Here is a 25,543-nt window from a genome sequence, read left to right as displayed (position 1 = left end):
AATGAGGAAACGACAGCACTCCCCCACGGAACCCCCGCTCGCGAGTGCCGTCGTACAGACGAAACCGGGGCCACCGACAGCAGTGGCCCCGGATTGGGTAGCAGGCTTACAAGGTTGCCGCAATATCCTTGATCAGGCTGGCAACCTTGTCCCGCATGTTCGGGCGTTCCAGGGCAAAGCGGATGTTGGCCTTCAGGAAGCCGACCTTGTCGCCACAATCGAAACGCTCGCCGTCGAATTGCAGGCCGTGGAACGGCACCTTGCCGATGGTGGCATTCATCGCGTCGGTCAACTGGATTTCCCCGCCCGAGCCCGGCTTGGTGCGGCCCAGTTCGTCCATCACCAGCGGGTCGAGCACATAGCGACCGATGATCGCCATCGTCGACGGAGCGGTTCCGACCGCCGGCTTTTCCACCAGCCCCTTGGCGCTGAACAGGTTGCCCTGCTGCCCCTGCACATCCAGAATGCCGTACTTGTCGGTCTGGTCAGCCGGGACGTTTTCCACCGCCACCACGTTGCCGCCAACATCGTTCCAGGCTTCGATCAGCTGGCCGATGCAGGGACGATCCGACATCACCATGTCGTCGGGCAGAACGACGGCAAACGGCTCGTCACCGATAAAGGCGCGGGCGCAATGCACGGCGTGGCCCAGACCCAGCGGCTCCTGCTGACGGGTGGCAACGATGGTGCCCGGCTTGGGCAGGCCACCCAGCAGCTCGTCGAGCGGCTCGCGCTTGCCGCGATCACGCAGCAGGGATTCCAGCTCGGGCGCGTGGTCAAAATGATCGACCAGAACGGCCTTGCCACGGCCGGTGATGAAAATGAAATATTCGATGCCAGCCTTCCGGCATTCTTCCACCGCGTACTGGATCAGCGGCTTGTCAACCACCGGCAACATTTCCTTGGCGACCAGCTTGGTGGCGGGAAGGAAGCGCGTCCCCAGCCCGGCAACGGGGAAGACGGCTTTGCGGACACGACGGGTCATAAGAACCTCTTGAAAGAATGACAGACGCTCGGCCTGCCGAAGACGATGCGGACCGGATCTCCGCTGTTCTTTTTGTGCCACGGACAGACGGCCTCTGCAAGCCATCACAATGCTGACACAAAGGCCCCAAGCTTTCCGTGGCTTCTGGCTGACGGCTGGCGGGCAAGTGCCCGGTTTTGGTCACAATGTCACAGAATCGCCGTCTTGTCGGGCCGCGGGACAGAAAAAAAACGAACGTCCGATTTACGCCGCCCGGTGCCCGCCCGCCTGGGCCTTGCTGATCGCATCCAGCAACACCCGCAATTCCTGCCGGGCGGCCACATGCGACATGTTCATGTCCACCTGCACCCCGTCCTTGTTCAGGTCCAGCAGGGTCAGGCCGGAAAAGAACAGCTCGCGGTAAATCACCCGCTCGCCCAGCCCCTGAATGTGCACAAAGCCCTGCCGCTGGGCCAGATCACCAATCAGCCGCTCCATTTCGTGCTTGCTGCGCGCCGACAGGTGCGACAAGCGGTTGCGCAGCACCACCCAGGCAATCGAGCCGCCATCGCGGAACTGCCGCCGCTTGCGCACATCGAACACCATCTGGGTGTAGTGGCTGCCGCCCAGAACCTTCATTGTTTCCGGGTCAACGCGGGCCAGAACGTCCAGATCAATAAAGCTGTCGTTCAGCGGGGTAATCAGCGTATCGGCATAGGAATGCCCGGCCCGGCTGAGGAAGGTATCGGCACCCGGCGTGTCAATGACGATGGTGTCGCAGAACCCGTTCAGGTACTCCATCACCTCGCGCAGGTTCTGTTCGTCACTGGCCTGTGTCCCCGACGGCAGAATGGAATAATGGACCGACATCGGCAGGCGGATCTGGTGTTTCTCTGCGTAGGCGGTGCGGTTTTCCACATAACGCGACAACGTGGCCTGTCGGGCATCAAGGTCCACCGACCCGACGGTCAGGCCACCACGCAGCAAGCTGACAATCAGGTGCATCGCCACCGTGGACTTGCCCGACCCACCCTTTTCGTTGCCGACAACAATCACATGGGCCTTGCCGGGGTTTTTGGCGCCCTGCCCATGCGGGGGAGTCTGTTGTTCCATGGGTTTTCCCCTTCCTGAACTGTTTACGACGACGCCGAGAGCGAAGAAAACGGCACCAGACCGGGACGAACCCAGATGGCGGTATCGTGGAAGACGCCACCACCATTGGGATAACCTGCCTCTGCGGAAATAAGCGTATTGATTCCCAACCCGCCAGCAAAATTTTTATTGGGCCAGATGCTTTCCACCACCACCACGCCCTTGCACAGCCCGGCAAAGGGCTTCCACGCCACCACAACCACCCCCCGACTGTTGCCCAGCGAAACCGGCTGGCCTTCCACCAACCCCAGACCGGCGGCATCATCGGGATGGATCAGGGCGGTTGGTTCCTTTTCCAGCTTTTGGCTGGTGGGGGTTTCGGTAAAGGTGCTGTTGAGGAAATTGCGGGCTGGCGCTGCCACCAGACGGAACGGATGCTCCGCGCTGGCCTCGTCGATCACCGCCGCGTGGTCCGGCAGGGTCGGCAGACCGTGATGGGCCGGTCCCTGTGCCGCCCAGTCGGCGCGGAAATGGAACTTGCCATCCGCATGACCAAAGCCATTCAGGAAGCGGGCATCGTCGCCGGTGCGGGCCTTGTCCTGCCAGCGGGCCGTCAGCAGGGCGTCCGCCCCCTCATAGCCCGAAGTTTTCAGGGTGGTATCAATCATCTCCCACGCGCTCATGCGGAATCCCGGATGATCGGCCCCCAGCCGTTCGGCCAGCGCACAAATCACCTCATGGTTCGACCGGCATTCGCCCAGCGGCGGAACCACCGCACGATGGCATTGCAGGAAGGTATGACCACTGGCCACATACAGATCGTCATGTTCGGTGAACATGGTGGCGGGCAGCACAATGTCGGCATAGCGGGCGGTATCGGTCATGAACTGTTCGTGGACGCACAGGAACAGGTCGTCGCGCAGCAAGCCCTGCCGGACCAGCGCCGTTTCCGGGGCCACTGCCGCCGGGTTGCAGCTTTGCACCAGCATGGCCGTCACTGGTGGCCCATCGCCCAGATCCTGCGGATTTCCGGCCAGCACCGGCCCGATCCGGCTCATGTCCAGCGAGCGCACCCCCGGCCTGCGCCGGTCCAGACCCTCGATCAGGGTCTTGCTGATGCCAAACACGCCGCCATTGCCCCACAACGCCCCGCCGCCATAATGGGCCCATGCACCGGTCACCGACGGCAGACAGGCCACCGCATGCATGTTGACCGCCCCGTTGCGCGAGCGGGTAAAGCCATAGCCGACGCGCAGGAAGCTCTTTTTGGTACCACCGTACAGACGGGCAAATTCAACAATTGTCGCTGCCGGAACGCCGGTGATGGCCTCGGCCCACTCCGGGGTACGGGTAGCAAGATGCTGTTCCAGTGCCTCGGGTTCGTCGGTAAAGCGAGCCATCCAGTCGCGGTCGGCCAAACCATCACGGAACAGGACATGCATCACCGCACAGGCCAGCGCCCCATCGGTACCCGGTCGCAGCATCACATGCAGGTCTGCCTTTTCCGCCGTCGGCGTGCGGTAGGGATCGACCACCACCAGCCTGGCACCGTTGTTCTTTTTGGCCCGCGCCACCCAGTTCATCACCTGCACCTGGGTATGGACCGGGTTGCCGCCCCAGACGACAATCACCTCGGACTCTGCCATTTCGCGCGCGTCGGTTCCCAGACGGTGGCCCGCCGCCGCCATCCAGCCTGCCGTCGCCAGCGCGGTGCAATAGGTCTTGTGCTGCTCGGAATAGCCCATCACGTGCCGCAGGCGCTCGATGCCGTCCCGCTGCACCAGTCCCATGGTCCCGGCGTAGAAATAGGGCCAGACGGTTTCCGGGCCATGCCGGTCCGCCGCTGACCGGAACGCCTCAGCCACCGTATCCAGCGCCTCGTCCCACGAGATCGGCGTAAATTCACCGCTCCCCTTCGGCCCGACGCGCTTCAGCGGCACCGTCAGGCGATCAGGATGATTGGCCCGTTCGGCATAGCGGGCAACCTTGGCGCAGATCACTCCGTCGGTATAGGCCTGCGGCGCACCGCGCACGCGCCCGATACGCTCCCCGTTGACCACCTCGACATCCAGTGCGCACACACTGGGACAATCGTGGGGGCAGACGGAATGGTGAATGCTCACCCCGTTTTTCGCCTCCGCCTGCGTCGGCGCTGCATTTGCGCCATCCGGAGCCCAGCACATCACAGGGAATGCCAAAGACATCATCACCACAGCCTGCCTTTCAGTTCGGTCCTTTTTTCTTATCCTTAACCTGCCGTCAGGGCAACGGATACCATTCTCTCTGCCATCAACCATTCCAGACATAGACCAGAAACCTACACCAAAGGCACAATATTGGCCCCTAAGTATAAGAATGCACACCTTATGCGCTTCACAAATAAAAACAGATCAACCCAAGGAGATACATCAGAGGCAAAATGACGCTGTGATGGTGGGCACATGGTATTCCTTTTTTACTCTCCTTAAAAATAAGGTATACATCCTAAAATGTGATCCATCAGTCGCCTCCCCCCTGCCCCCAGGGCGATTGACTCCCTATTTCAAAGCGTCGCCGGGCCGTAAGGGACTGGCAATCTGTCAGAGTACAGACAACTCCCCCCTGTCTCATCATTCGAGGACACGACAAGGTGACCCATTCTCCGGCATATAACAAGGTAACGGCAGAAATTGGCCGTTTCCTTGATATTCTGGAGTATAAAGTCCAGGACCTGAACACCAGCACTGACCGCCTGATGCTGTCCCTCCACAACTCAAAGCAGGGAGGAATGGCGTCACACTTCTCGCAATACATGAAAAACCGCGACCTTATTTCCGAGTGCTGGGCCTTTTCGATCGTTATTGAACGGCGGCTCGAACAGTTGCCCGAAGACCCGGAAACTCCGTTCAGAAGGCGGTTTACTGGCCTGACAGTCAAGATCTGGGCAACATTACTTGACTGTTCGCTGAAATTTCTGGACGCTCTCTCTCGCGAGACGAATCTGCCGCTCGGATCGCGTGAAGTGTTTGTCCGCGAGATAAAAAACCTTTATGACGCAAATCGCTGGTTAAGCGATCCACGCTACGAAGGACTGATCAGTGAGGACATGCAGGCCAAACAGCGTCAGGCCGAACGCATTTTGTCCACCATCATTGATCGGGCACCGGCCCTGCTGGAGCTGGGATAGATGAGAGTTAGTCCGATGGTCAAAGAAAGCAAGCCTGCCAAGACCCCCTCAGGCCGTGAACGCCGCATCCCCCGTCTGCGTGAACAGTGCCAGATCGGCTATGAAATCCTCTGCTCCCTGTTGCAACGCGCAGGCCATGGTGCGGTCATCGAGCCAATCAAGGGACTGGACACCGTCGATGACGTTCTGCGCCGCCACCCCGAAGTGGTCGCCACCCTGTTGACGGCGGCCTGGGAACTGCGCGGCGAAAAGCAGTTCCGCGACCTGTTCCTGCATCAGGAAACCGGCGAACTGGTCAGCGACCGCACGCAGCCGATCGGCCCCTGTGGCCGCACCTATGACGAAGTGATCATGGCCCATCTGTATGGATCGGCCCGCCTGTACATGGAACGGCAGGAACGCCGCTGGGCCACCGCCCGCGCCCGTCAGGCCACCGCCGAGTACCAGCAGGAAGAAGAAAAAAAGCGGCAATCGCTGACCGGTCGCCTGCTGGGCAGCATCAAGGAACTGACCTCGGGCACACCGACCTTTACCCCCGACCAGTTCCGCGACGAATACCCCGGTCACGGCCTGTACGAGCTGATCAAGCCCTTGCTGAACAGCGACAGGCAGTTCCGCCTGATCCCGCTGTACGGCCAGTTGCAAACCCGTCAGGTCGAGGCTCTGGGGGACCTGCTGGCCTATTTCACCGAACCGCGCGATCTGGAAAACCTGATCCGCCTGAATGCCGAAGACATTGCCCAGGCCAAGGGCTTTGCCCGCGTTTACGCCGAAGCCAGGCTGGGGGTTTCCCGTTCGCCCAACCGGATGGCGCAACAACGCCCGGCCAGCAAGCAGCAGCGGGACCCGGCCGAGGAGGCTGCCGAACAGGCCAAACTGAAACAACTGCCACAGGAAGAGCGGCGGATTTTTGACCTGCTGCTGACCCGCTACCTTGATTGCTTCGCCGCCCTCAAAAAAGCCGGCACGGGTGCTGAAACCACCATTCGCCGCCTGACCCCGGTATTTGGCGAGGACGTGTTCGCCCTGTTCCGCGATGAAAAGGAACTGAGCAATGCCGTCAACTGTCCCGATTTCATCATGCGGGTGATCGGCGTTTCCGCCCGCGCCCTGCCCCCCGAACTGGCCGCCAGCCTGACCCATATCCAGAACAAGGACATCACCCGCGATATCCTGACGCTGGCGATGGAGACGTTCCCGCGCGCGGACCTGGAACGGTTCTTTACGGCCGAAGACCGGCGGGCGATCTGGTTTGAACTGCCTGCCAAATTCAACAACAACTACAACTATCAGGCGGATGCACCGGCGGATTCCGGTTCAATCCGCAACTTTGACAACCTGCGCACCGTCTGCGAAGGCCTTTTTGAATCCTTGCGGAACGGGCGCGCCGAAAAACTGTAATTACCCTTTCGTTGCGCCTGCCGTCCCCTGCCTTGCATCGTACAGGAACGCCATTGATGAGCTGGGATATTGACGTCGCCGTCATCGGTGCCGGTGTGGTCGGCCTTGCCTGCTCGGCAGCCCTCGCCCGAGCCGGGTACGGTGTGCTGTGTCTGGAGGCCGAAAGCGCCTTTGGGACCATCACCAGTGCCCGCAATTCCGAGGTTTCCCATGCCGGGATCTATTACCCCGCTGGCAGCCTGAAAGCCCGCCTGTGCGTCGAAGGGAACCGTCGCCTGCCGCAATGGTGTGCCGACCATGGCGTTGAGTACCGTGTGACCGGCAAGCTGATCGTTGCCACCAACGACGCCGAAGCCGAACGGCTGGGCAGCATTCAGGCCGCCGCCGCGGCCAATGGCGTGATGCTGGAATGGCTGGACGGCGCACAGGCAATGGCGCGGGAACCCGCCCTGTCCTGTGCTGCCGCCCTGTGGTCGCCGACCACCGCCATCATCGACAGCCACGGCCTGATGCTGGCCTGTCTAGGCGAAGCCGAGCAGCATGGCGCCTCTCTGGTTGTGCAAACCCCGGTGCTGGGGGGGCGTCCCCTGCCCTCTGGCGGGCTGGAACTCGAGTGCGGCGGCGCCGAGCCGATGACCTTGCGCTGCCGGGTGGTGGTCAATGCCGCCGGGCTGTCAGCGCAAAAGGTCAACGCCACCATTGCCGGGCTGGCCCCGGACCATATCCCTCCGCTAACGCTGGCCAAGGGAAACTATTTCGACCTTGCCACCTCTCCGCCATTCCAAACCCTGGTCTATCCGGTGCCGGTCAATGGCGGGCTGGGTGTCCATTATACCGTTGACATGGCCGGTCGCGGACGGTTCGGCCCCGATGTCGAATGGCTGGATCACGCCGACCCGGCACGGATTGACTATCGCGTTGATCCCCGCCGGGGAGACGCCTTTTATGCCGCCATCCGCCGATACTGGCCCGGCCTGCCGGATCAGGCTCTGCAACCGGCCTATAGTGGCGTCCGGCCCAAAATACCGGCGCTGGCGGGGGGGGCTGCCGACTTCATGATCCAGACCCCGACCGACTGTGGCATTGATGGTCTGTTTACTTTGTACGGAATAGAGTCTCCCGGCTTGACGTCGTCCTTGCCTTTGGCCGACCATGTAGCCCGTCTTCTGGTTGAATGGTTGTAATCACCATGCCCTCTTTCGCCACGTCTGCCCTGCTTGCCACGGCCATCCTGCTCGGGGCTGCTGCCCCGGTTCTGCCTGCTCTGGCCCAAAGCAGCAAGGCTCCGACCGCTGCGCCCGCGCCCGCACCTTTGGCACCGCCGATGAAAATCCCCGATTATCGCGGCAGCCTGCGCGATCTGGTGACCGGCCTGTCCGATTACGCCAAAGGCCGCAACGCCCGCTTTATCGTGCTCACCCGCGAAGGCCTCGGCCTGACCGTCAAGGAAGAGCGGGAAGTCAAAATGGAGGCCCTGCTCAACCCCAACCCGGACCCGCGTATTCCTGTCGCCACCACGCCGCTGGGCTCCCCCCACCGGCGCTACGTCAAGGCCATCGACGGCGTGGTGATGAACGACCAGTATTGCGTGCCGGTGGTCGATTCAACCGCCTCGGTCGGCTTCATCCGCATGTTGCAGGACAATGGCCTGAGCGTCCTGTCGGTTGATCATTGCGAAACCCGCCAGATGGTCGGCACGGCGCTGGCCGAAAGCCGCAAGAACGGCGTGCTGGCCCATGTCGACATGTCCCCCCGTGGCCTTGATCGCGTCCCGGCCGACCCTCCGACAGGAGAGAACTCCAACAACATCAACGGCCTTGGCGAAGCCCGCAACGTCCTGTTCCTGGATGGCAACGCCGGTTATACCACCAAGGACGATCTGGTGGTTGCGCTGGGGCAGACCAACTGGGACATGGTGGTGATGGACGCCTTTCACCGCGACCGCACCCCGTTGACCTACGCCGACGTCAGATCACTGCACCAAAAGAAAGTAGGCACCCGGCGGCTGATCCTCGCCCGGCTGGACATCGCCCACGCCCGCGATACCCGCTATTACTGGAAGAATGACTGGAAAGTCGGCTCGCCGGACTGGATTGCCTCGCCGGTGGTGGCTGTCCCCGGCGAGTATGACGTCAAGTTCTGGGACGCCGAATGGCGGGCGCTGGTCGGCAAGACCTTTGCCGCCCTGATGGACCTTGGCTTTGACGGCGTGGTCCTTGAAGGCGTCGATGCCTACAAGCCGCTGGAGGCCCGTATTCCGCTCAACCTGTAAGGCTCAGGCACTGCGGCAAGGAACAAGCCCCTGCACCAACAAAAACGGCACCGCTCCCATGGGGCGGTGCCGTTTTCATGGTCTGTCCTGAAACAAAGGCCGACGGTCCCTGCCATTGGCCTTTCAGACAAACTCCAGAGCTGTGAGCCTTGGAATAAACCATGCTCACAGCTCTGGATTTTTGTTTTGCCGCATTGTTGTTGCGAAAACCGGTTTCCACTTTTCGCACAATGCTCCAGAGCTATGAGCCTGAAAAGCCCACCAGCCCCCGTCTTACTTCAGAGCGTCCTTCAGGCCCTTGCCGGGCTTGAACTTCGGCTGCTTGGAAGCTTCGATGGTGATCTCTTCGCCGGTGCGCGGGTTCTTGCCGGTGCGGGCAGCCCGTTCGGAAACGGCGAAGGTGCCGAAACCGACGAGGCGCACTTCGTCACCCTGCTTCAGGGCGCCGGTGATGGCGTCGAAGAGAGCGTCCACAGCCTTGGCGGCATCCGCCTTCGTCAGGCCGGACTCAGCAGCGACGGCATCGACGAGATCGCTCTTGTTCATATTACAAAGTCTCCTTGGACAGTACGTTTCGGTGGAACGGACTTTTCAAAAAACATCCCGCGTCGCCCGGATAAAACCGGGCAACATCCCCGACAGGAGAAAGCCCGGCAAGCCCCTGTCTGTCAACCGCAAAAGCCTCTGAAACCCGCACAAAACCGCGTTTTTTTTACTTGACTGCCCTATGGGAACCGGGGGTGCAGGATGCCATGCCCCTTTGCCGTGGCTGGAAAGCCGCCCCCTTGTCTTTCCGGCACAGAGCGCGACCAGACGGCGGACAGTGAAACAGGCACATCACCCACAGGTATCAATATGACGGTATGACAAAAGCAGTCAGCGCGATATCGCGCACGGAAAACACCGCCACCTTTGCAAAAACACCATTTATTTTCATTCGATTAGCAGACATATGGGCCATCAGGAACATGGCCTGCCTGCTTAATTGCGCGAACCGGGAGAGATCGGCGTAAAGACCCCGATCGACCCCGGATTGCCCAAACCATTGAGGCTTGCCTCGCCGTCATCCTCGGCCACCGGCAAGACTGCGCCGCTTTTCCGGCTTCCGTTACTGCCCACCGGAGACGGGGACAACACCGATGGCAGCGGAGCATTCACCGGAGCCGCCGTTTCGGTGCTTGCCTGCGGGGAAATCACTTGCGGCGGGGTCACCCGCAGCGGGGGAGAGGGCCGGGGAGCCGGAACCACATGCGAGGCATCGCTCCCCTTGTCCGGTGCGGGCGACGCAGCAGGGGGGGGCGCGGCTGGCAACAGCGAGGTCGGCGGCCCGGTCGGGGCCGGGCGCGGGGCAGGTGCCGCCGGCTCCTTGCGGGCTGGTTCGCTGGTGGCTGCCGGTGGGGTCAGGCTGTCGTCCAGTCCGCGCCCGGCCAGGCCCGGCGTCAGATAGCGCCCGGCCACAAAGCCGGACTGCCCTTCGGCGGTCAGAACCCGCACCCATCCACCTTCGGGGGCGTTTTCGGTCACCAGAACCGTCGTCCCGGCTTCCAGCTTGCTGAGGGTGGTATAGCTGGTGCCCGGCCCGGTGCGCAACGGCAGCAGCGGTGCGGTAACTTCGTACAGTCGGCCAGTGCGCAACAACAGGGGCCGGTCCAGTCCTTCGACCAGCAACGACTGTTGCAGGGCGGACGGCGGCTGCAACGCCGGAGGCGGCATCAGCGCTTCGGTCACCACCGGCGCCGACCGTGGTCCCCACAAAGTGACCGTGGTCCACTGGTTCACCGCCAGCAACACCAACCCGCAGGCCAGCATCAGCGGCACCGCCTGCATGGCCCGCAACCAGCTTCCCTCCGACCACTTGTTGCGCAACGCCTTGCCTTGCGGTGCCGGAGCGGCCTTGATCAGCCCGTCGGCCAGCGCCTTTTCATTCGGCCCATCGGCATAGCCGCGCGCCTGCACCGCCAGACCATGGGCAACCGCCGCATCGTTGCGCATCAAAAAGGCCCGCGACTGCTTCAGCAGCAGGGCAAAATTGCGGTCCCGGGGATAAAATCCCCCCCGCGCGATGGTCACCAGCGCCGAAATGGTATGAAACGGCCCCCAAGGTAGCGACCACCAGCCCAACAGCCAGTTTTTCCATGCCGCTTTCAACGCGATACGGTCAGCGCACTGACGGCACAGAATGCCTTCGACGGTGCTGCGTACGCTTTTGAACAGGCGTCCGCGCACAGTGGGAAAGACCACATAGCGCGGCTGGGCGGTCACCTTGCCACAGCATTGGCAGGCCTGCGGCGGATCAAAGGGCCCCCGGGTGCTGCGGGCGGCCGTCCGTGGTCGGGTGGCATAGGCGGCGGCCTGCCCATAGGCCGATGCGCCGCTGCGGGCGGTGCCCTGCTGGCGTGGCGGTGGCGGTGGCGGCGCAGAGCGGGTGCGCTCGGCTCCCCCCTGCCCCGGGGCCGCAGCCCCGGCAGAGCCCGCGCCAGACGAGGCCCCGGACGACGGATGTGCCGCCGTTGCCGCCGCCAGTCTGGCCCCCATCGCATCATAGCGACGGCGTTTCTGCTCATCGGACAGGATTTGATAGGCTTCGGACAGGCGCTGAAAATCGACCTGGGCATTGGGGCTTTTGTTGTGATCGGGATGCAGCACCTTGGCCAGCTTGCGATAGGCGGCCTTCACCGCCGCCGCATCGGCGGTATGGGGCACACCCAGCGTCGCATAGTATCCTTTGGGGTCGCGCAGGTGGCGGGCCATCCCTTACGCCTCCGCGCCGGGCAGACAGACAGGCACCCACCCCGAACGCACCGGGGCAGCACAGAGGCCCGTCTTCTCCATCACCACGGCGGCGCAGAGGCGGGAACAAGGGGATGACGACGTGATCATGGCGCAACTATAGGAAGGAGCCTGCAAACAAACGGTTAACGGACAGTACCCTCTCTGGCGACGCTTGGCGAGAGGATGCGACCCCGCCATCGGCAGGATCACCGTTTTGTGTCAATTGCCATTGCCATCACCACAGGGGGTTTTCTTTACCGCCAGTGCCGCTTATACCTGCCCCCGGAAACCCCTATAGCCAGAAACGACCAAGGAGCAGGAGACGCCGATGCCTCGGACCTTCGCCGAAGTTTTGCACCCGGGCTTTGCCCAGACCATGGACATTACCGGCCCGATGCTGGTGGATCAGCGGTCAGCGTTCCAGCACATCCAGATTTTCGACACCGTCCGCAATGGCCGGGTGATGGCGCTGGATGGCATCGTGCAGATTTCCGACCGTGACGAGGCCAGCTATTCCGAAATGCTGACCCATGTTCCGATGATCGAGATCGGTGATGTCCAGCGTGTGCTGATCATCGGCGGCGGTGACGGTGCGGTAGCCGAAGAAGCGCTGAAGCATCCGCAGGCGCAGGTAGAAATGTGTGAAATCGACGGCGAGGTGGTCGAAGCCTGCAAACAGCACCTGCAGCACATCCACCACGGAGCCTTTGATCACCCGCGCTTTACCCTGCACATTCAGGATGCCTTCGAATTCATGAAGGATCCAGCCAACAAGGGTCGTTTTGACCTGATCATTGCCGACCGCCCCGACCCGGTCGGCCCGGCGCAGGTTCTGTTTGAAACCACCTTTTACGAACTGATCCGTGACGCCCTGACCGAACGCGGGGTGGTGGTGTTCCAGAATGGCGCTCCGTTCTACCAGCCGGAAGAGCTGACCGACACCATGGGTCAGCTGCGCGGCGTCTTTGCCCACAGCGGCTGCTACCTGACCGTCACCCCCAGCTATATCGGCGGCTTCATGGCCCTGACCTGGGGCTCGAAGGGCACCAGCCTGAACCAGCTCGGCAGCGATGACATCGCCCGCCGGATCGGCGACATCAGCCTGCAAACGGACTATTACAACGCTGCCATCCACTCTGGTGCCTTTGCCCTGCCGCAATGGATCGCCCGCCTGATGGCCTGAGGCACAGCGGAAGCCGTGGGGGGATAGGGCAATGATTCCAACCCCCTACGGCTGCCCTTTCCCGGTTGAAAGACAAGGCGGACACCCTGTCAACCCTCTGTCTCGACTATCTTTTTTCGACAAAAGGGGAAAATTCACTTTACGGCAGGGGCCTGCAGGGGGCATAACTCCGGCTCGAAAGATTGCCCTAAGCACGGCGGCTCATCGAGAACATCCCCTTCGTTCCCACCGAGTACGCACGGCGACCGGCTCTCTTATCGATCGCATATCGTCTGGAAAAATTTTCCGGCGGTACGGTTTGGTAGGGAGTTGTTGCCATGACGCAGCTGTTTGCTTCCGCGCAGGAAGTCGTCGATACCCTTCGTCCCCGTGAACCCGTTCACCTCGTCCGTCCCCGCGTGATCACCACCCGGACCCAGGCGATGCTGAAGGCTTTTCCCGGTGACGTCCTCTACGCGGTAAAATGCAACGATCATGATCTGGTGATTGACGCGCTTTATCAGGGTGGGGTTCGACATTTCGACACAGCTTCGATTGCAGAAGTCCGTCAGATTTCCGCCCGTTACCCGGGCGCGACCTGTCATTTCATGCATCCGGTCAAAAGCCGCGAAGCCATTGCCGAAGCCTATTACAAGTTCGGGGTCCGCTCGTTCGTCTTTGACCATCAGGACGAACTGGACAAAATTCTCGAAGTCACCCGCAATGCCCGTGACCTGACGCTGGTTTGCCGTCTGGACATGCCGCGTGGTCAGGCCAAAATGTGCCTGGCGGGCAAGTTCGGCACCAGCATTGACGAGGCTGTCAACCTGCTGCAACAGGTGGTCGCCACCGGCTGCAAAAGTGGTCTGACCTTTCATGTCGGATCACAATGTGTTGATCCGTCAGCTTTTTCCTATGCCATTGAACAGTGCGGCGAAGTGATCCGCCTGTCAGGCGTAGCCATTGACGTTCTGGACGTAGGCGGCGGTTTCCCCGGTGAATATACCGGCGAAGAACCAGCCTTCGTGGCCTTTGTGCAGGCCGTGACCGAAGCCTGCGCCGCCATCAACCTGCCGAAGACCTGCCGTTTGCAGTGCGAACCCGGTCGGGCGCTGGTTGCCGATGGCGTTTCGGTGATTGCCCGCGTTGAACTGCGCCGTGACACCGCGCTGTTCCTCAACGATGGCACCTATGGCGGTCTGGCCGAGCTGAAGTATCTCGGCAACTGCTTCCCGCAACGGGTGCTCCGCCCCAGCGGGGAAACGGCTGCCACCGGCAAGCGGATCGGCTTTGACTTCTACGGCCCGACCTGTGATTCCGTCGACAGCATGCCCGGCCCGCATTACCTGCCATCCGACGTACGGGAAGGCGACTGGGTGGAAATCGGCCTGATCGGGGCCTATTCCAACTCGCTGCGCACCGGCTTTAACGGCTTTGATGGCCATGGCTGGGTGACAGTGATCGACGAAGACGTGATGGCTCCGGCGATTGTTTACAGCCTGCCCACCATGCGCTCGGCGGCCTGACCGCTCCCCCTGCCACCCCGTTTTACCCGGCAATCCCCCCTCGCCCCCCGGCAGGGGGGATTGTCGTTGCGCCCCTGCCTGGCCCCTCATGACCCTTTATGGCTCTGCGGCTATGATCCGGTGGAGAGGATTTACAAGCCCTGCCAAATACGACATCCTTTCTGCATGAAAGTGGTTAATGCACATCGTACCCCCGTGCTTCCCGCTCTGCTCGACCCCGTGGCCCGCCGTTCCGAGGGAGATGTCCCGGAATGACCATCTCTTTTCCAGCCGGTGAGTCTTCATCCGCATCCGCCCCGGCAGAAACGTCATGGTGGCAGTTCCACAGGCTTCCGCTTCTGGTCGCCCTGCTTCTTGCCCTTGCCACACTGGGGACAACGGCTGCGATCGAAAACTGGATGATCCGGGAACGGGCGGCGGCCCGTCACAGTACGGTTCGCGAAACACTGGTCGCCATCCGCGCCCGACTGGACGCCACCCTGACCGCCAATCTGCTGGTGGGACAAGGCATGGCAGCCTTTGTTGCCGCCAACCCGGCCCTGCGCGACGATGATTTCTACACCATGGCCCGCAGCCTGCTCAGCCACCGCTCACAGGTCCTGAACATCGCGCTGGCCCAGGGCACCCGCATTACCCACGTCTACCCCTTGAATGGCAATACCTCGGTCATCGGCATCGACTATCGCACCATCCCCGATCAGTGGCCCAGCATCGAAGAGGTCATCAGCACCGGCCATGCCGTCCTCAACGGCCCGGTGCAGCGCATACAGGGCGGGATAGCGGTGATTGCCCGGTTCCCGATCGCCGTTCCGGCCCGCAACGGTCAGGGAGCCCGCTACTGGGGGCTGGTTTCAATGCCGATTGATTTTTCCGCCATGCTGACCAAGGCAGGAATCATCACCCCGCTGATTGCAGGCAGCACGACCGGCGAAGAGCGGCGGCAGGGCCTGACACTGGATATTGCCCTGCGCGGACATGACGGCAATGGCGCCAGCGGCAAGACCTTCTTTGGCTCTGACTCGGTCTATTCCCGCGCCCCGGAAACCATCGACCTCCCCCTTCCCAATGGCTCGTGGCAGATCGCCGCAACCCCGGTTGATGGCTGGTCGCCGATCAATCAGGACATCTGGACGCTGCGGGCCACCGGTGTGGCGATGGCCTTGTTGCTGGCCCTGACCGGATATCTGCTCACCCGCCATGCCAGAGTGTCTGCCCATGAGCACAAAAAGACCGCCTCCTCGCTGGATGGGGATGTCTCGCTGCTCCCCCTGACCACGTTCTTCAAGGCTGCCGAGGCCGAAATGGCCACCAGCCTGCGCTATCGCCGCGCCGTTGGTTTTTTGGTGATCGCGCTGGATTGCCATCAGGAACACCAGAAAAACTGGACTCCCGCCCAGCAGAAAGACGTACAGGCCCGCATGATGGCTGCCTGCCGTAATGCATTGCGTCCAACGGATTTATTGACCGAAACCGCCTTTGGCCATTTTGCCGCCCTGCTGATTGGTGCCAACCGCGACGGAGCGATCATGGCCGCCGACCGCGTGCGCCGCGCCGTCAAGGCCATCCCCTCGCCGACCGACCTGTCGAGCACACCGCTGACGGCCAGCATCGGCGCGGCGGTGGTCCGTGATGGCGACCTTGATGCCACATCGGCCCTGAATCGTGCAGCCGAACGCCTGCGTGGCTGGCAGAGCAGCCACAGCGACGGCGTTGCCCTGTAGGGCCATTTTGCCCGCCCCCTGCACCCCACCCAAAAAAGTATTGCTTTCCGTTGGGGTATCTATGAGTTCTATGGATACCGGCTCAACCGCACTGCCGTCGCTACCCGATCAGGTGGGCTTTCCCGTTCTTGAGCCGGGCCGACAAAAATGCGCGACAGCACGGAGGCAAATGATACCATGCGCGACAGGTTTGCCTGCTGCCGGATCACTTTTGACCGACCTTGCGCTAAGGCTGTCAAAAACACGGAGGCAGAAAACCCGGAACAACCGGACCATCGCTTGGGGGCAGGCGAAATGGCTCCGGGTGCATGAACGGCAAGGCGCATCGTTGATGCGTAAAGGTGGGAACCGGTTTTACGCAAAAAAACAATGCGACAAATCAAAAGGCTGGACCGTCGCGCCTCCCCGGATATGGCGCACGACGGTCCAAGGAGGAAGGCAACCGATGTCCTTGAAAAATATCCTTGTGCATCTCGATTCTGGCCCCTTGTGCGCAGACCGCCTGTCACTGGCCATTGCCCTCGCTGAACAGCATGGAGCCCGCCTGATCGGCCTGTTCGGGCAGTTGGCGCAGGCCCAGATGATCGGCATGGTCGCCAGCTGGCCCAGCCCGGCCTATGTCGAAGCTGCCGAACAGAGCCGCCAGAAATTCGAAGCCGCCTGTTCCGGCCACCTGCGCTCGTACAGCTGGCGTGATGCCAACCGGGGCAGCGCCCTGGAAGTCTCGCGCGCACTGATCGAGGCAGCCCACCATGTTGATCTGGTCCTGCTCAGTCAGGACGACGAAGCCGCCGCGCAGGTGGTGCCGCGTGACCTGCCCGAACAAGTGGTGCTGAATGCCGGGCGACCGGGCCTGATCATCCCCTACGCCTACAAGAACACCAGCCTCGGCCAGCGTCCGCTGATCGCCTGGAACGGCAGCCGGGAATCCGTGCGGGCGGTCAATGATGCCTTGCCGCTGATGCAGGGATGCAGCAGCGCCCGCATCCTCTGCTTTGCCAAGCCATCACCGGAACTGGAACAGAGCGTGGGCGATCTCTGCGCCCATCTGGCTGACCATGGCGTCACCGCCGAACCTGACTACATTCAGGCCGAAGGCATTGGCATCATGGACATGCTGCTCAATCAGGCCGCCGACCTCAGCGCCGACCTGCTGGTGATGGGGGCATCGGGCAATACCGGCTTTGCCAACTTCAAACGCCACGGCGGCACCCGCCACATCCTGCGCCACATGACCGTTCCGGTGCTGATGTCGCACTAGAGCATTGTGAGAAAAGTGGGAACCGGTTTTCGCAATAACAATGCGACAAAACAAAAAGTTAGAGCAGCGTGCCTGCGTCCGGTCACAGTACACGACAGTCGGAAAGCAAGGACGTGGAGCGCTGCTCCACACCTCGCTGGGGCCAGTCGGCCCCAGACCCCATTCCTTTGTTATTCAAAGAAAAAATGAGGGTTCGGGGCCTCAGGCCCCGAGCGGGTCCGGGCGGCAGCCCGCTTTTGTTTTCAAACTGTCGTGTACTGTGGCGTCCGGTTTAACGCACGCTGCTCTAACCTGACGGCAGGGACGGGAAAAAAGACCGCTTTTCCCGTCCCTGAAGTGCCTTTACTGCGGAGCCTGACTGCCAAAGGTGGTGGCCGGACGGGTCAGTGCCTTGTCAAACGGGTTGATCTGGCGGGAAATGCTGGCGGCCTCGCGTTGCAGGATGCTGACCACCACCCCCAGACGCTCCTCGGTCAGCCGCTCGGTCAGCGTCCCGATCGACAGGGCCGCCACCGCCCGCCCCTGATGGTCAAAGATCGGCACCCCCACCCCGGACACCCCCGGCAACATGCCGGAGGGCTGATTGGCAAAGCCCTGTCGCCGGGTGCGTGCTATGGCGGTGTGCAGATAAACCTCGTCCAGCAGCCCCATTCCCTGCATCCGTGGCAGGTTAAAGCGGATGACCTCCTGCTGCTCTTCTTCCGGCAGATGGGAAAGAATGGCCAGACTGCCCTGCCCCACCCCCAACATCACCCGCCCGCCGACATCGCCGGTAAACGAGCTGATCGGAAACGGCCCGTCGGCCCGGTCGAGGCAGACGGCATCAAAGCCGCTGCGCACCAGCAAAAACACCGTATCGCGCAAGGTCGCCGACAGCCGGAGCAGGATCGGGCGGCTGATATCGCGCAACGAGCCACAAGCCCCGGCCTGTGCCGCCATCACAAACAGGTCCAGCCCCAGCCGGTAGCGTTTCGATGTCCCGTCGTAATCGACCATCCGGTCGGCCACCAGCACCTTTAGCAGACGGTGGGTGGTCGGCGGGGTCATGCCGAGGTCGCGGGCAATATCACTCAGCCGCGCCCCATCGGCCCCATGACCAGCCACAGCCCGCAGAATCGCCAGCCCACGCTGGAGGCTAGTTTTTGGGCTTTGCTGATCAACGCCCTCATTTTGTGCAGCGCACATCATTCCCATCCTGACAAAGCCACAGAACCTTCAGCCGATCATATTCCGTATGTTGGAAAAATCCATAGTTTCTTCTCATCTGATAGAATTGATCGTTGACGCCTGTTGTGGTTCAGGGAACCCTAGGGACAACAAGCCAACAAGGCATATGCCGCAAGTGATCCGGGAACGAGGGTTGCGGCAGATGGTAAAGAAAATGAATGTTTCTTCCACATAGTGGAAGTCTTGCGGGAGTGCTCGGTCGTGCCCTTTTTGGAACTTGATAATCTGACAAAACAGTATGGACACCTGTATGCCGTCGAGAACGTCTCGCTGACGGTTGAACAGGGCGAGTTCATTTCGCTGTTGGGGCCGTCTGGCTGCGGGAAAACCACCACCCTGCAAATGATCGCCGGCTTCGTCGAAGCCACCGCCGGAGCCATCCGCCTGCAAGGCCGCGACATCACCCATGCCCCGGCCAACAGCCGCGGGCTGGGGATCGTGTTCCAGAGCTATGCGCTGTTCCCGCACATGACCGTTGCCGGGAATGTCAGCTTCGGGCTGGAAATGCAAAAGGTCTCGAAGGCCGAGCGCGCCCGGCGGGTTGACCATGCCCTGACGCTGGTCCATCTGGATGCCTACGCCGACCGCTATCCGCGCGAACTGTCCGGTGGTCAGCGCCAGCGCGTTGCCCTGGCCCGCGCACTGGTGATCCAGCCGCCGCTGCTGCTGCTCGACGAGCCGCTGTCGAACCTCGATGCCAAGCTGCGCGAAGCGATGCAGTTCGAGCTGCGCAACATTCAGCAGCAGGTCGGCACCACCACCATCATGGTTACCCACGATCAGGCCGAAGCCTTTTCGGTCAGCGACCGGGTGGTGGTGATGCAAAGCGGCAAGGTGATGCAGATTGACACCCCCTATCAGGTGTACGAGCATCCGGCGACCGACTTCATTTCCCGCTTTGTCGGCAAGACCAACATGATCCCGTCGGCCCCCGGCCATCCGCAACGCCACATCCGCCCGGAAAAGCTGCGTCTGGTCGCTGCCGGATCGGGCCGGGTGAATGCCACCGTCGCCGAACGGTTTTTCCTCGGCAGCCAGTGGTTCTATCACCTGACCTCGGACCTGGGCGAGCTGACCGTCACCATTCCCAACGACGGCAGCGCGCCGCAGGCCCCCGGTACGGTGGTCGGGGTGCAGTGGGATGAGGCCAACATGCGCACTCTGGCAGAAGGGCGGGCATGATGGCAGCCGCGAAAAAGTTTTCGCCGGTGTGGCTGACCCTGCCGTCGCTGGCGCTGTTTCTGGTCATGCTGATGACCCCGCTGACCCTGACCCTGCTGCTGTCGTTCAACGAATACGACAACATGAAGGGCGCAGTTGGCGGCTTTACCCTTGATCACTACTGGAAAGTGATCAGCGACGGGTTCTATCTGGAAATCTTTTGGCGCACGCTGAAAATCGGCCTGCTGACCACCCTGATCTGCGTGGTTGTCGGCGTCCCCGAAGCCTATATCCTCAGCCGGATGAACCGCCCATGGCGCTCGCTGTTCCTGATGATCGTGCTGACCCCGTTGCTGGTGTCGGTGGTGGTGCGCACCTTTGGCTGGTCGATGCTGCTGGGCTTTGAAGGCCCGATCAACCAGCTGTTTGTGGCGCTCGGCTGGGGCAAAAGCCGCCTGCTGTACACCGAAGGTGCCGTCATCGCCGCGCTGGTCCATGTGATGCTGCCGTTCATGATCATCCCGGTGTGGACCTCGCTGCAAAAGCTCGATCCGCAGGTGGAACAGGCCGCCCTGTCGTTCGGAGCCTCGCGCCTGACCGCCATCACCCGCGTCGTCCTGCCCCAGATCATGCCCGGCATCCTGTCCGGTGGCCTGATCGTGTTCGGTCTGGCGGCCAGTTCGTTCGCCATCCCCGGCCTGCTGGGCGGTCGCCGCCTGAAAATGGTCGCCACCACCGTCTATGACCAGTATCTGCACGAACTGAACTGGCCGATGGGCGCCTCGATTGCCGTGATCCTGCTGCTTGCCAATCTTGTCGTGATGCTGACGTGCCACCGGGTGGTGGAAGGCCAGTACCGCCGTCGTTTAGGATGATGACCATGCCTCGTAACGGAGCCCTCGCCCTGACGTTCAACGCTCTGGTGGTCGTATTCATGCTGGCCCCGCTGGTGATTGTCTGTCTGGTTGCCTTTACCCCCGAAAACACCCTGTCCCTGCCGGGCTGGAGCTGGTCCCTGCGCTGGTTTGAAAAGGTGTTCCACCACCCGGACTTCATGACCTCGTTCGTCAACAGCCTGTGGCTGGCCAGCACCTCGGCCACCCTGTCAGTGGCGCTGGCCGTACCGTCGGCAATGGCGATCACCCGTGGCGAATTCCGTGGGCGTGGGGCACTGGAAGCCCTGTTCCTGTCGCCGCTGGTGATCCCGCATCTGGTGTTGGGGGTGGCCCTGCTGCAACTGTTCTCGCACATCGGGGCCACCGGCAGCTTCTTCTGGCTGATGCTGGCCCACGTGCTGATCATCACCCCCTATGCCATGCGCTTGCTGATCTCGGCCATGACCGGCTATGACCGGACGGTGGAACATGCCGCCCTGTCGCTGGGGGCCAGCCGGTGGACGATGTTTGTCCGCGTCACCCTGCCGATGATCCTGCCCGGCGTGACCGGTGGCTGGCTGCTGTGCTTCATCAACAGCTTTGATGAACTGACCATGTCGATCTTCATCACCGCGCCGTCGACCATCACCCTGCCGGTGCGGATGTACATGTACGCCACGGAATCCATCGACCCGATGATGGCGGCGGTTTCGGCCCTGATTGTCGCCCTGACAGCCACCACGGCCCTGATCCTTGACCGCATCTATGGTCTGGACCGGGTGCTGGTTGGTCAGCGGTAACAGCCTGTCCCATCGCCTGTCTGCGCCCTTTCCCTGTCTTGCGAGTGTGTCATGAGTCTGCTGATCCGGTATGCGGAGCAGTCCCGCCCCTCTGTGCGCTTTTTTCTGGATGGTCAGGCGGTCAGCGCCCTGGCGGGGGATACCCTGCTGACCGCCGTCCTGACCGTCCGCGAGCGTCTGCGCACCACCGAGTTCACCGGCAGCCCGCGTGCAGGGTTCTGCATGATGGGAGCCTGTCAGGATTGCTGGGTGCAGGTCCGTCGCGGCGATGGCCCGGTGCAGCGCCTGCGCGCCTGCTCGACCCTGCTGGAGGCAGACATGAGCCTGTCCACCACCAGCGCCCCGCCGCCAGTGATCGCCGAGGAGCCCAAGCCATGAGCCAGTCGCCCCTCCCCCCTGTCGTTATCGGTGCCGGTCCGGCAGGCATCCGGGCGGCGGTGACCCTGGCCCGACACGGCCTGTCGCCGATCCTGCTCGACGAATCCCCCCGCCCCGGCGGCCAGATTTACCGCCAACCCCCCGCCGGTCCCGGCCAGCGGTCGGCCAGCGAGCTGTACGGTTTCGAGGCCGCCAAGGCCACCGCCATCCATCAGGCACTGGCCCCCTACGCTGACCGTATCGACTATCGCCCCGATACGCTGGTGTGGAACGTCGAGCGCGGTGCCCTCGACCTGTTGAGCAACGGGCGGACAGCCACCCTTGCCTACCACAGCCTGATCTTTGCCACCGGCGCTACCGACCGCGTGCTGCCGATGCCCGGCTGGACGATGCCCGGCGTGTTTACCCTCGGCGGGGCGCAGATTGCGCTGAAGGCGCAAGGGTGCGGCATTGGATCGACGGTGGTGTTCCTCGGCACTGGCCCGTTGCTGTACCTGATTGCCTATCAGTATGCCAAAGCCGGAGCCACCGTGGCCGCCGTGCTCGATACCTCGGCCTTCGGGCTGCGGATAAAGCACTTGCCCGGCCTGCTGGCCCTACCGAAAGTGCTGGCCAAGGGGCTGTATTATACCGCCTGGCTGAAGGCCTACGGCGTGCCGGTCTACACGGGTATCACCCCTGTTCGTGCCGAAGGCAACGAGCGGGTGGCGTCGGTGATCTGGCAGGACAGCGCCGGACGCCAGCAGCACACCGCCTGCGACGGGCTGGGCATCGGTTATGGCCTGCGCCCGGAAACCCAACTGGCCGACATGGCCGGATGTGCCTTTTCCTTCAACCCGCTCGATCGTGCCTGGCTGCCGGATCGGGACAGCGCCGGACGCTCGTCGCTGGCCGGGGTCTATCTGGCGGGCGACGGTGCCGGGATCACCGGGGCCGATGCCGCCGAAGTCGGCGGCGAGCGGGCGGCACTGGCCCTGTTGCAGGATCAGGGCGCGACCATCGACCCGTCACGGGTTGCCGTTCTCGAAAAACGCATGGCGGCGTTTGTCCGCTTCCGCACGGCCCTGCTGCAAGCCTTTCCGTTGCCTGCCGCCCGCTGGGCTGAAACCGTCAGCGATGATCTGGTGCTGTGCCGGTGCGAGGAAATCACCGCTGGCGACCTGCGCGCCACCGTGCGCAAGGATCAGCCGCGCGACCTGAACCGCCTGAAGGCGCTGAGCCGGATCGGCATGGGCCGCTGTCAGGGCCGGATGTGCGGGGCCGCCGCCGCCGAATTGCTGGCCCATCAGCATGGCTGCGCGGTCAACGACATCGCCCGCATCCGTCCGCAAACCCCCATCAAGCCGATCCCGATTGGCGTGACCCCGGAGAACACACCATGAGCCGCCTGATCGAAGCCGATGTGGCGATTGTCGGCGGCGGGATCGTCGGCGGCTCGGCGGCGCTGTTTCTGGCCCGCGCCGGAAAGAAAGTGGTTCTGCTGGAACGCGACCGCTGCGGCAGCCGGGCCAGCGGGGTGAACTATGGCGGTGTCCGCCGTCAGGGCCGCGCCCCGCAGCAGTTGCCGCTGGCGCAACGCTCGCATGCCCTGTGGGGGCAATTGCCTGACCTGATTGGCGAAGACGGGGAATACGTCCGCTCTGGCCACCTGAAGCTGGCCCGCTCGCCGCAGGACATGGCGGTGCTCGAAGCCTATGCCGCGCAGGTGGCAGATTATGGGCTTGGGTTACAGTTGCTGTCAGCCCACGAGCTGCGCCAGATGTTCCCGATGATCGGCGACAAGGCGGTCGGTGGTTCGCTGTGCCCGGAAGACGGTCACGCCAACCCCCGTCTGGTGTCTCCGGCCTTTTCCCGTGCCGCCACCGCCGCCGGTGCCACCATCATCGAAGGTGCTCCGGTCAGCGAGGTCGAGCAGACCAGTTCCGGCTTTCGCCTGCGCAGTGTGGCGCAAGACCTGACCGTCACCGCACCGGTATTGCTGAATTGCGCCGGGGCATGGAGCGGGGCGCTGGCCGCCCGGCTGGGCGAAACCCTGCCGATCAGCGCCGCCCATCCGCTGATGGCGGTCACCGAGCCGCTGCCCGCTTTCCTGCCAGTCAGCATCGGGGTCGAAGGCGGCGGCGTCTATGGCCGTCAGGTGACGCGCGGCAACTTCATTTTCGGCGGCGGGCGCGGTATTCCCCACCCGGTCAGCGGCAACGCGCCAGTGCCAGACTTTGCCCGCCCCGAGCGCGGCGCTCTGGTCAATCTGCTGCAGCAAGCCGCCGAGCTGTTCCCCGATCTCGCCGGGGCCACCATCATCCGAAGCTGGAGCGGGGTCGAAGCCTATACTCCCGACCACGAACCGATCATTGGCCCCAGCTCCACCATTCCCGGCCTGTTCCACGCCTGTGGATTTTCAGGTGCCGGGTTCCAGACTGGCCCCGCCGTCGGCGCCGTACTTGCCGATCTGGTGATGTCCGGTCAGTCCGTTACGCCGATTGCCGCCTTCAGCGCCGACCGGTTCCGTTAACCTTTACTCTTTTCCTTACAACCGTTTTAGCAAATACGTCGTCGCAGATGAGGCCATCTGCTCGGGATTTGCTCTAATTGCCAACGTTTTAGCAAATACGTCGTCGCAGATGAAGTCATCTGCTCGGGATTTGCTCCAGTACTGCCATTTTCCCCTCTCAGGAAGGACACCAGATGATGACTGCGATGCTGAAAAAGATTCTGATTGCGGCTACCGCCCTGACCTCGATGGCGTCTTCGGCAGCACTGGCTGCCGACAAGACCCTGTACGTCGGGATGAACGGCGGCACGATGGAAAAGACCTACACCGAGCACGTCTTCCCGCTGTTTGAAAAAGAGACCGGCATCAAGGTGGTGGTCGTTCCCGGCACCTCAACCGACATTCTGGCCAAGATGCAGGCACAGAAAGACGCGCCGCAGATGCACATCGCCTTCCTTGATGACGGCCTGATGTTCCGCGCCATCGGCATGGGCATGTGCGCGCCGATCAACCAGTCGGCCACCATGAAGCAGCTCTACCCAGTCGCCCAGTTCAAGGACAACATGGCCGCCGCCGTCAACATGGGCATGGTCGGCCTGGCCTATAACAAGAAGATGTTCGAAGAAAACGGCTGGAGCGCCCCGGACTCGTGGCTGGCCCTGACCGATCCCAAGTACAAGGGCAAGGTGGTGGTGCAGTCCGCCCCGTCGTCCAGCTTTGGCCTGCACGCCTTCCTGATGTTCAACCGCACCCAGGGCGGCAATGAAAGCGACGTCGAGCCGGGCTTCAAGAACTGGAAGCCGAAGGTCGGCCCGAACGTGCTGGAATACATCCCCAGCTCGTCGAAGATTTCCGAAATGGTGCAGACCGGCGAAGCCGCCATCTTCCCGCTGACCCCGACCGGCGTCGGCGCGCTGAAGGAAAAGGGCGTTCAGGTCGAATACGCCCAGCCGAAAGAAGGCTCGGTGGTGCTGATGGTCGGCGAATGCGTGATCAAGAACAACAGCGAACCCGACCTGACCCAGAAGCTGGCCGAATTCCTGCTGTCGGCCCCGGCGCAGGAAGCCGCCCTGCAATACGGCAGCCAGATCCCGTCGAACACCACCGCCAAGGCCACCAAGGACAAGGAAGCCGAGCTGCGCACCTTCCAGGCCAACATGGAAAACGCCAAGCTGGTGGACTGGGACGTGATCAACGAAAAGCGCACCGAGTGGAACGACCGCTGGAACCGCGAGATCGAACGGTAATCAGCAAGGGGAAAACAGGGATGTGGA

The 25,543-nt window shown here is 62.4% G+C and carries 21 protein-coding genes; 15 read left to right on the top strand and 6 right to left on the bottom strand.

The window, feature by feature from the left end; all coding sequences use genetic code 11:
• Positions 1–106: 106 nt before the first annotated feature.
• The 3 genes from BW995_RS00400 to BW995_RS00390 all read right to left on the bottom strand — a co-directional run bounded on the left by BW995_RS00400 (position 107) and on the right by BW995_RS00390 (position 4,239).
• A complete protein-coding gene (locus BW995_RS00400) occupies positions 107–985 on the bottom strand; it encodes a UTP--glucose-1-phosphate uridylyltransferase (protein WP_076397974.1) in 879 nt (292 codons plus the stop codon).
• Positions 986–1,228: 243 nt separating this feature from the next.
• Positions 1,229–2,077 (bottom strand): division plane positioning ATPase MipZ, encoded by an 849-nt coding sequence (locus tag BW995_RS00395; protein WP_076397972.1) that lies wholly within the window; start codon positions 2,075–2,077, stop codon positions 1,229–1,231.
• A 23-nt stretch (positions 2,078–2,100) separates the two neighbouring features.
• Positions 2,101–4,239, bottom strand: a complete 2,139-nt coding sequence (locus BW995_RS00390) for a molybdopterin oxidoreductase family protein (protein ID WP_084194550.1) — start codon at positions 4,237–4,239, stop codon at positions 2,101–2,103.
• A 446-nt stretch (positions 4,240–4,685) separates the two neighbouring features.
• Here BW995_RS00390 and BW995_RS00385 point away from each other — a divergent pair, with 446 nt between their 5' ends.
• From BW995_RS00385 to BW995_RS00370, 4 genes are read left to right on the top strand one after another with little or no spacing between them, the layout of a single operon-like run.
• On the top strand, positions 4,686–5,222 hold the full coding sequence (locus BW995_RS00385; protein ID WP_076397971.1) for a hypothetical protein: 537 nt from the start codon (positions 4,686–4,688) through the stop codon (positions 5,220–5,222).
• Complete coding sequence (locus BW995_RS00380) at positions 5,223–6,623, top strand: hypothetical protein (RefSeq protein WP_139332700.1); 1,401 nt, start codon at positions 5,223–5,225, stop codon at positions 6,621–6,623.
• A gap of 56 nt (positions 6,624–6,679) precedes the next feature.
• Complete coding sequence (locus tag BW995_RS00375) at positions 6,680–7,807, top strand: NAD(P)/FAD-dependent oxidoreductase (protein WP_076397968.1); 1,128 nt, start codon at positions 6,680–6,682, stop codon at positions 7,805–7,807.
• A gap of 5 nt (positions 7,808–7,812) precedes the next feature.
• Positions 7,813–8,895 carry a hypothetical protein gene (locus tag BW995_RS00370; protein ID WP_076397966.1) on the top strand — a complete coding sequence of 361 codons (1,083 nt, stop codon included), beginning with the start codon at positions 7,813–7,815 and terminating at the stop codon, positions 8,893–8,895.
• A gap of 273 nt (positions 8,896–9,168) precedes the next feature.
• Here the strand turns inward: BW995_RS00370 and BW995_RS00365 are convergent, their stop codons facing one another.
• Both BW995_RS00365 and BW995_RS00360 read right to left on the bottom strand, forming a co-directional pair.
• A complete protein-coding gene (locus BW995_RS00365; protein ID WP_076397964.1) occupies positions 9,169–9,441 on the bottom strand; it encodes an HU family DNA-binding protein in 273 nt (90 codons plus the stop codon).
• Between the two features lie 435 nt (positions 9,442–9,876).
• Entirely contained in the window at positions 9,877–11,646 is a 1,770-nt protein-coding gene (locus tag BW995_RS00360; RefSeq protein ID WP_076397963.1) for a DnaJ domain-containing protein, read from the bottom strand.
• A gap of 349 nt (positions 11,647–11,995) precedes the next feature.
• Here BW995_RS00360 and speE point away from each other — a divergent pair, with 349 nt between their 5' ends.
• The 4 genes from speE to BW995_RS00335 all read left to right on the top strand — a co-directional run bounded on the left by speE (position 11,996) and on the right by BW995_RS00335 (position 17,337).
• Positions 11,996–12,850, top strand: a complete 855-nt coding sequence (speE, locus tag BW995_RS00355; protein WP_076397961.1) for a polyamine aminopropyltransferase — start codon at positions 11,996–11,998, stop codon at positions 12,848–12,850.
• Positions 12,851–13,167: 317 nt separating this feature from the next.
• Positions 13,168–14,355 carry a type III PLP-dependent enzyme gene (locus tag BW995_RS00350; RefSeq protein ID WP_076397960.1) on the top strand — a complete coding sequence of 396 codons (1,188 nt, stop codon included), beginning with the start codon at positions 13,168–13,170 and terminating at the stop codon, positions 14,353–14,355.
• Positions 14,356–14,606: 251 nt separating this feature from the next.
• A complete protein-coding gene (locus BW995_RS00340) occupies positions 14,607–16,076 on the top strand; it encodes a CHASE domain-containing protein (protein ID WP_084194460.1) in 1,470 nt (489 codons plus the stop codon).
• A 445-nt stretch (positions 16,077–16,521) separates the two neighbouring features.
• Entirely contained in the window at positions 16,522–17,337 is an 816-nt protein-coding gene (locus BW995_RS00335) for a universal stress protein (RefSeq protein WP_084194459.1), read from the top strand.
• A gap of 342 nt (positions 17,338–17,679) precedes the next feature.
• On the opposite strand, the gene BW995_RS00330 is transcribed toward BW995_RS00335, so the two are convergent.
• A complete protein-coding gene (locus tag BW995_RS00330; RefSeq protein ID WP_076397955.1) occupies positions 17,680–18,522 on the bottom strand; it encodes an IclR family transcriptional regulator in 843 nt (280 codons plus the stop codon).
• Positions 18,523–18,765: 243 nt separating this feature from the next.
• Here BW995_RS00330 and BW995_RS00325 point away from each other — a divergent pair, with 243 nt between their 5' ends.
• From BW995_RS00325 to BW995_RS00295, 7 genes are all read left to right on the top strand, one after another.
• Complete coding sequence (locus tag BW995_RS00325; protein ID WP_076398855.1) at positions 18,766–19,746, top strand: ABC transporter ATP-binding protein; 981 nt, start codon at positions 18,766–18,768, stop codon at positions 19,744–19,746.
• Positions 19,743–20,600 (top strand): ABC transporter permease, encoded by an 858-nt coding sequence (locus tag BW995_RS00320; RefSeq protein ID WP_076397953.1) that lies wholly within the window; start codon positions 19,743–19,745, stop codon positions 20,598–20,600. Before BW995_RS00325 ends, BW995_RS00320 begins: the two co-directional genes overlap by 4 nt.
• Positions 20,601–20,605: 5 nt before the next feature.
• The gene (locus BW995_RS00315) at positions 20,606–21,400 is read left to right on the top strand and encodes an ABC transporter permease (RefSeq protein ID WP_076398854.1); all 795 of its coding nucleotides are present in this window, start codon (positions 20,606–20,608) and stop codon (positions 21,398–21,400) included.
• 51 nt (positions 21,401–21,451) lie between these two features.
• A complete protein-coding gene (locus BW995_RS00310) occupies positions 21,452–21,778 on the top strand; it encodes a (2Fe-2S)-binding protein (RefSeq protein ID WP_076397952.1) in 327 nt (108 codons plus the stop codon).
• Positions 21,775–23,160: an FAD/NAD(P)-dependent oxidoreductase gene (locus BW995_RS00305; protein ID WP_076397950.1), complete on the top strand. Its 1,386-nt coding sequence runs from the start codon at positions 21,775–21,777 to the stop codon at positions 23,158–23,160. Before BW995_RS00310 ends, BW995_RS00305 begins: the two co-directional genes overlap by 4 nt.
• Complete coding sequence (locus BW995_RS00300; RefSeq protein WP_076397948.1) at positions 23,157–24,290, top strand: NAD(P)/FAD-dependent oxidoreductase; 1,134 nt, start codon at positions 23,157–23,159, stop codon at positions 24,288–24,290. The genes BW995_RS00305 and BW995_RS00300 overlap by 4 nt, the downstream gene beginning before the upstream one ends.
• A gap of 173 nt (positions 24,291–24,463) precedes the next feature.
• Positions 24,464–25,516 carry an ABC transporter substrate-binding protein gene (locus tag BW995_RS00295; protein WP_245821182.1) on the top strand — a complete coding sequence of 351 codons (1,053 nt, stop codon included), beginning with the start codon at positions 24,464–24,466 and terminating at the stop codon, positions 25,514–25,516.
• Positions 25,517–25,543: the final 27 nt, after the last annotated feature.

This window comes from Insolitispirillum peregrinum (genome assembly GCF_900156605.1).
In the GTDB taxonomy this organism is placed as follows: domain Bacteria; phylum Pseudomonadota; class Alphaproteobacteria; order Rhodospirillales; family Rhodospirillaceae; genus Insolitispirillum; species Insolitispirillum peregrinum.
Note: the sequence above shows the minus strand (reverse complement) of the source record. Positions and strands in the feature narration are given on the sequence as shown.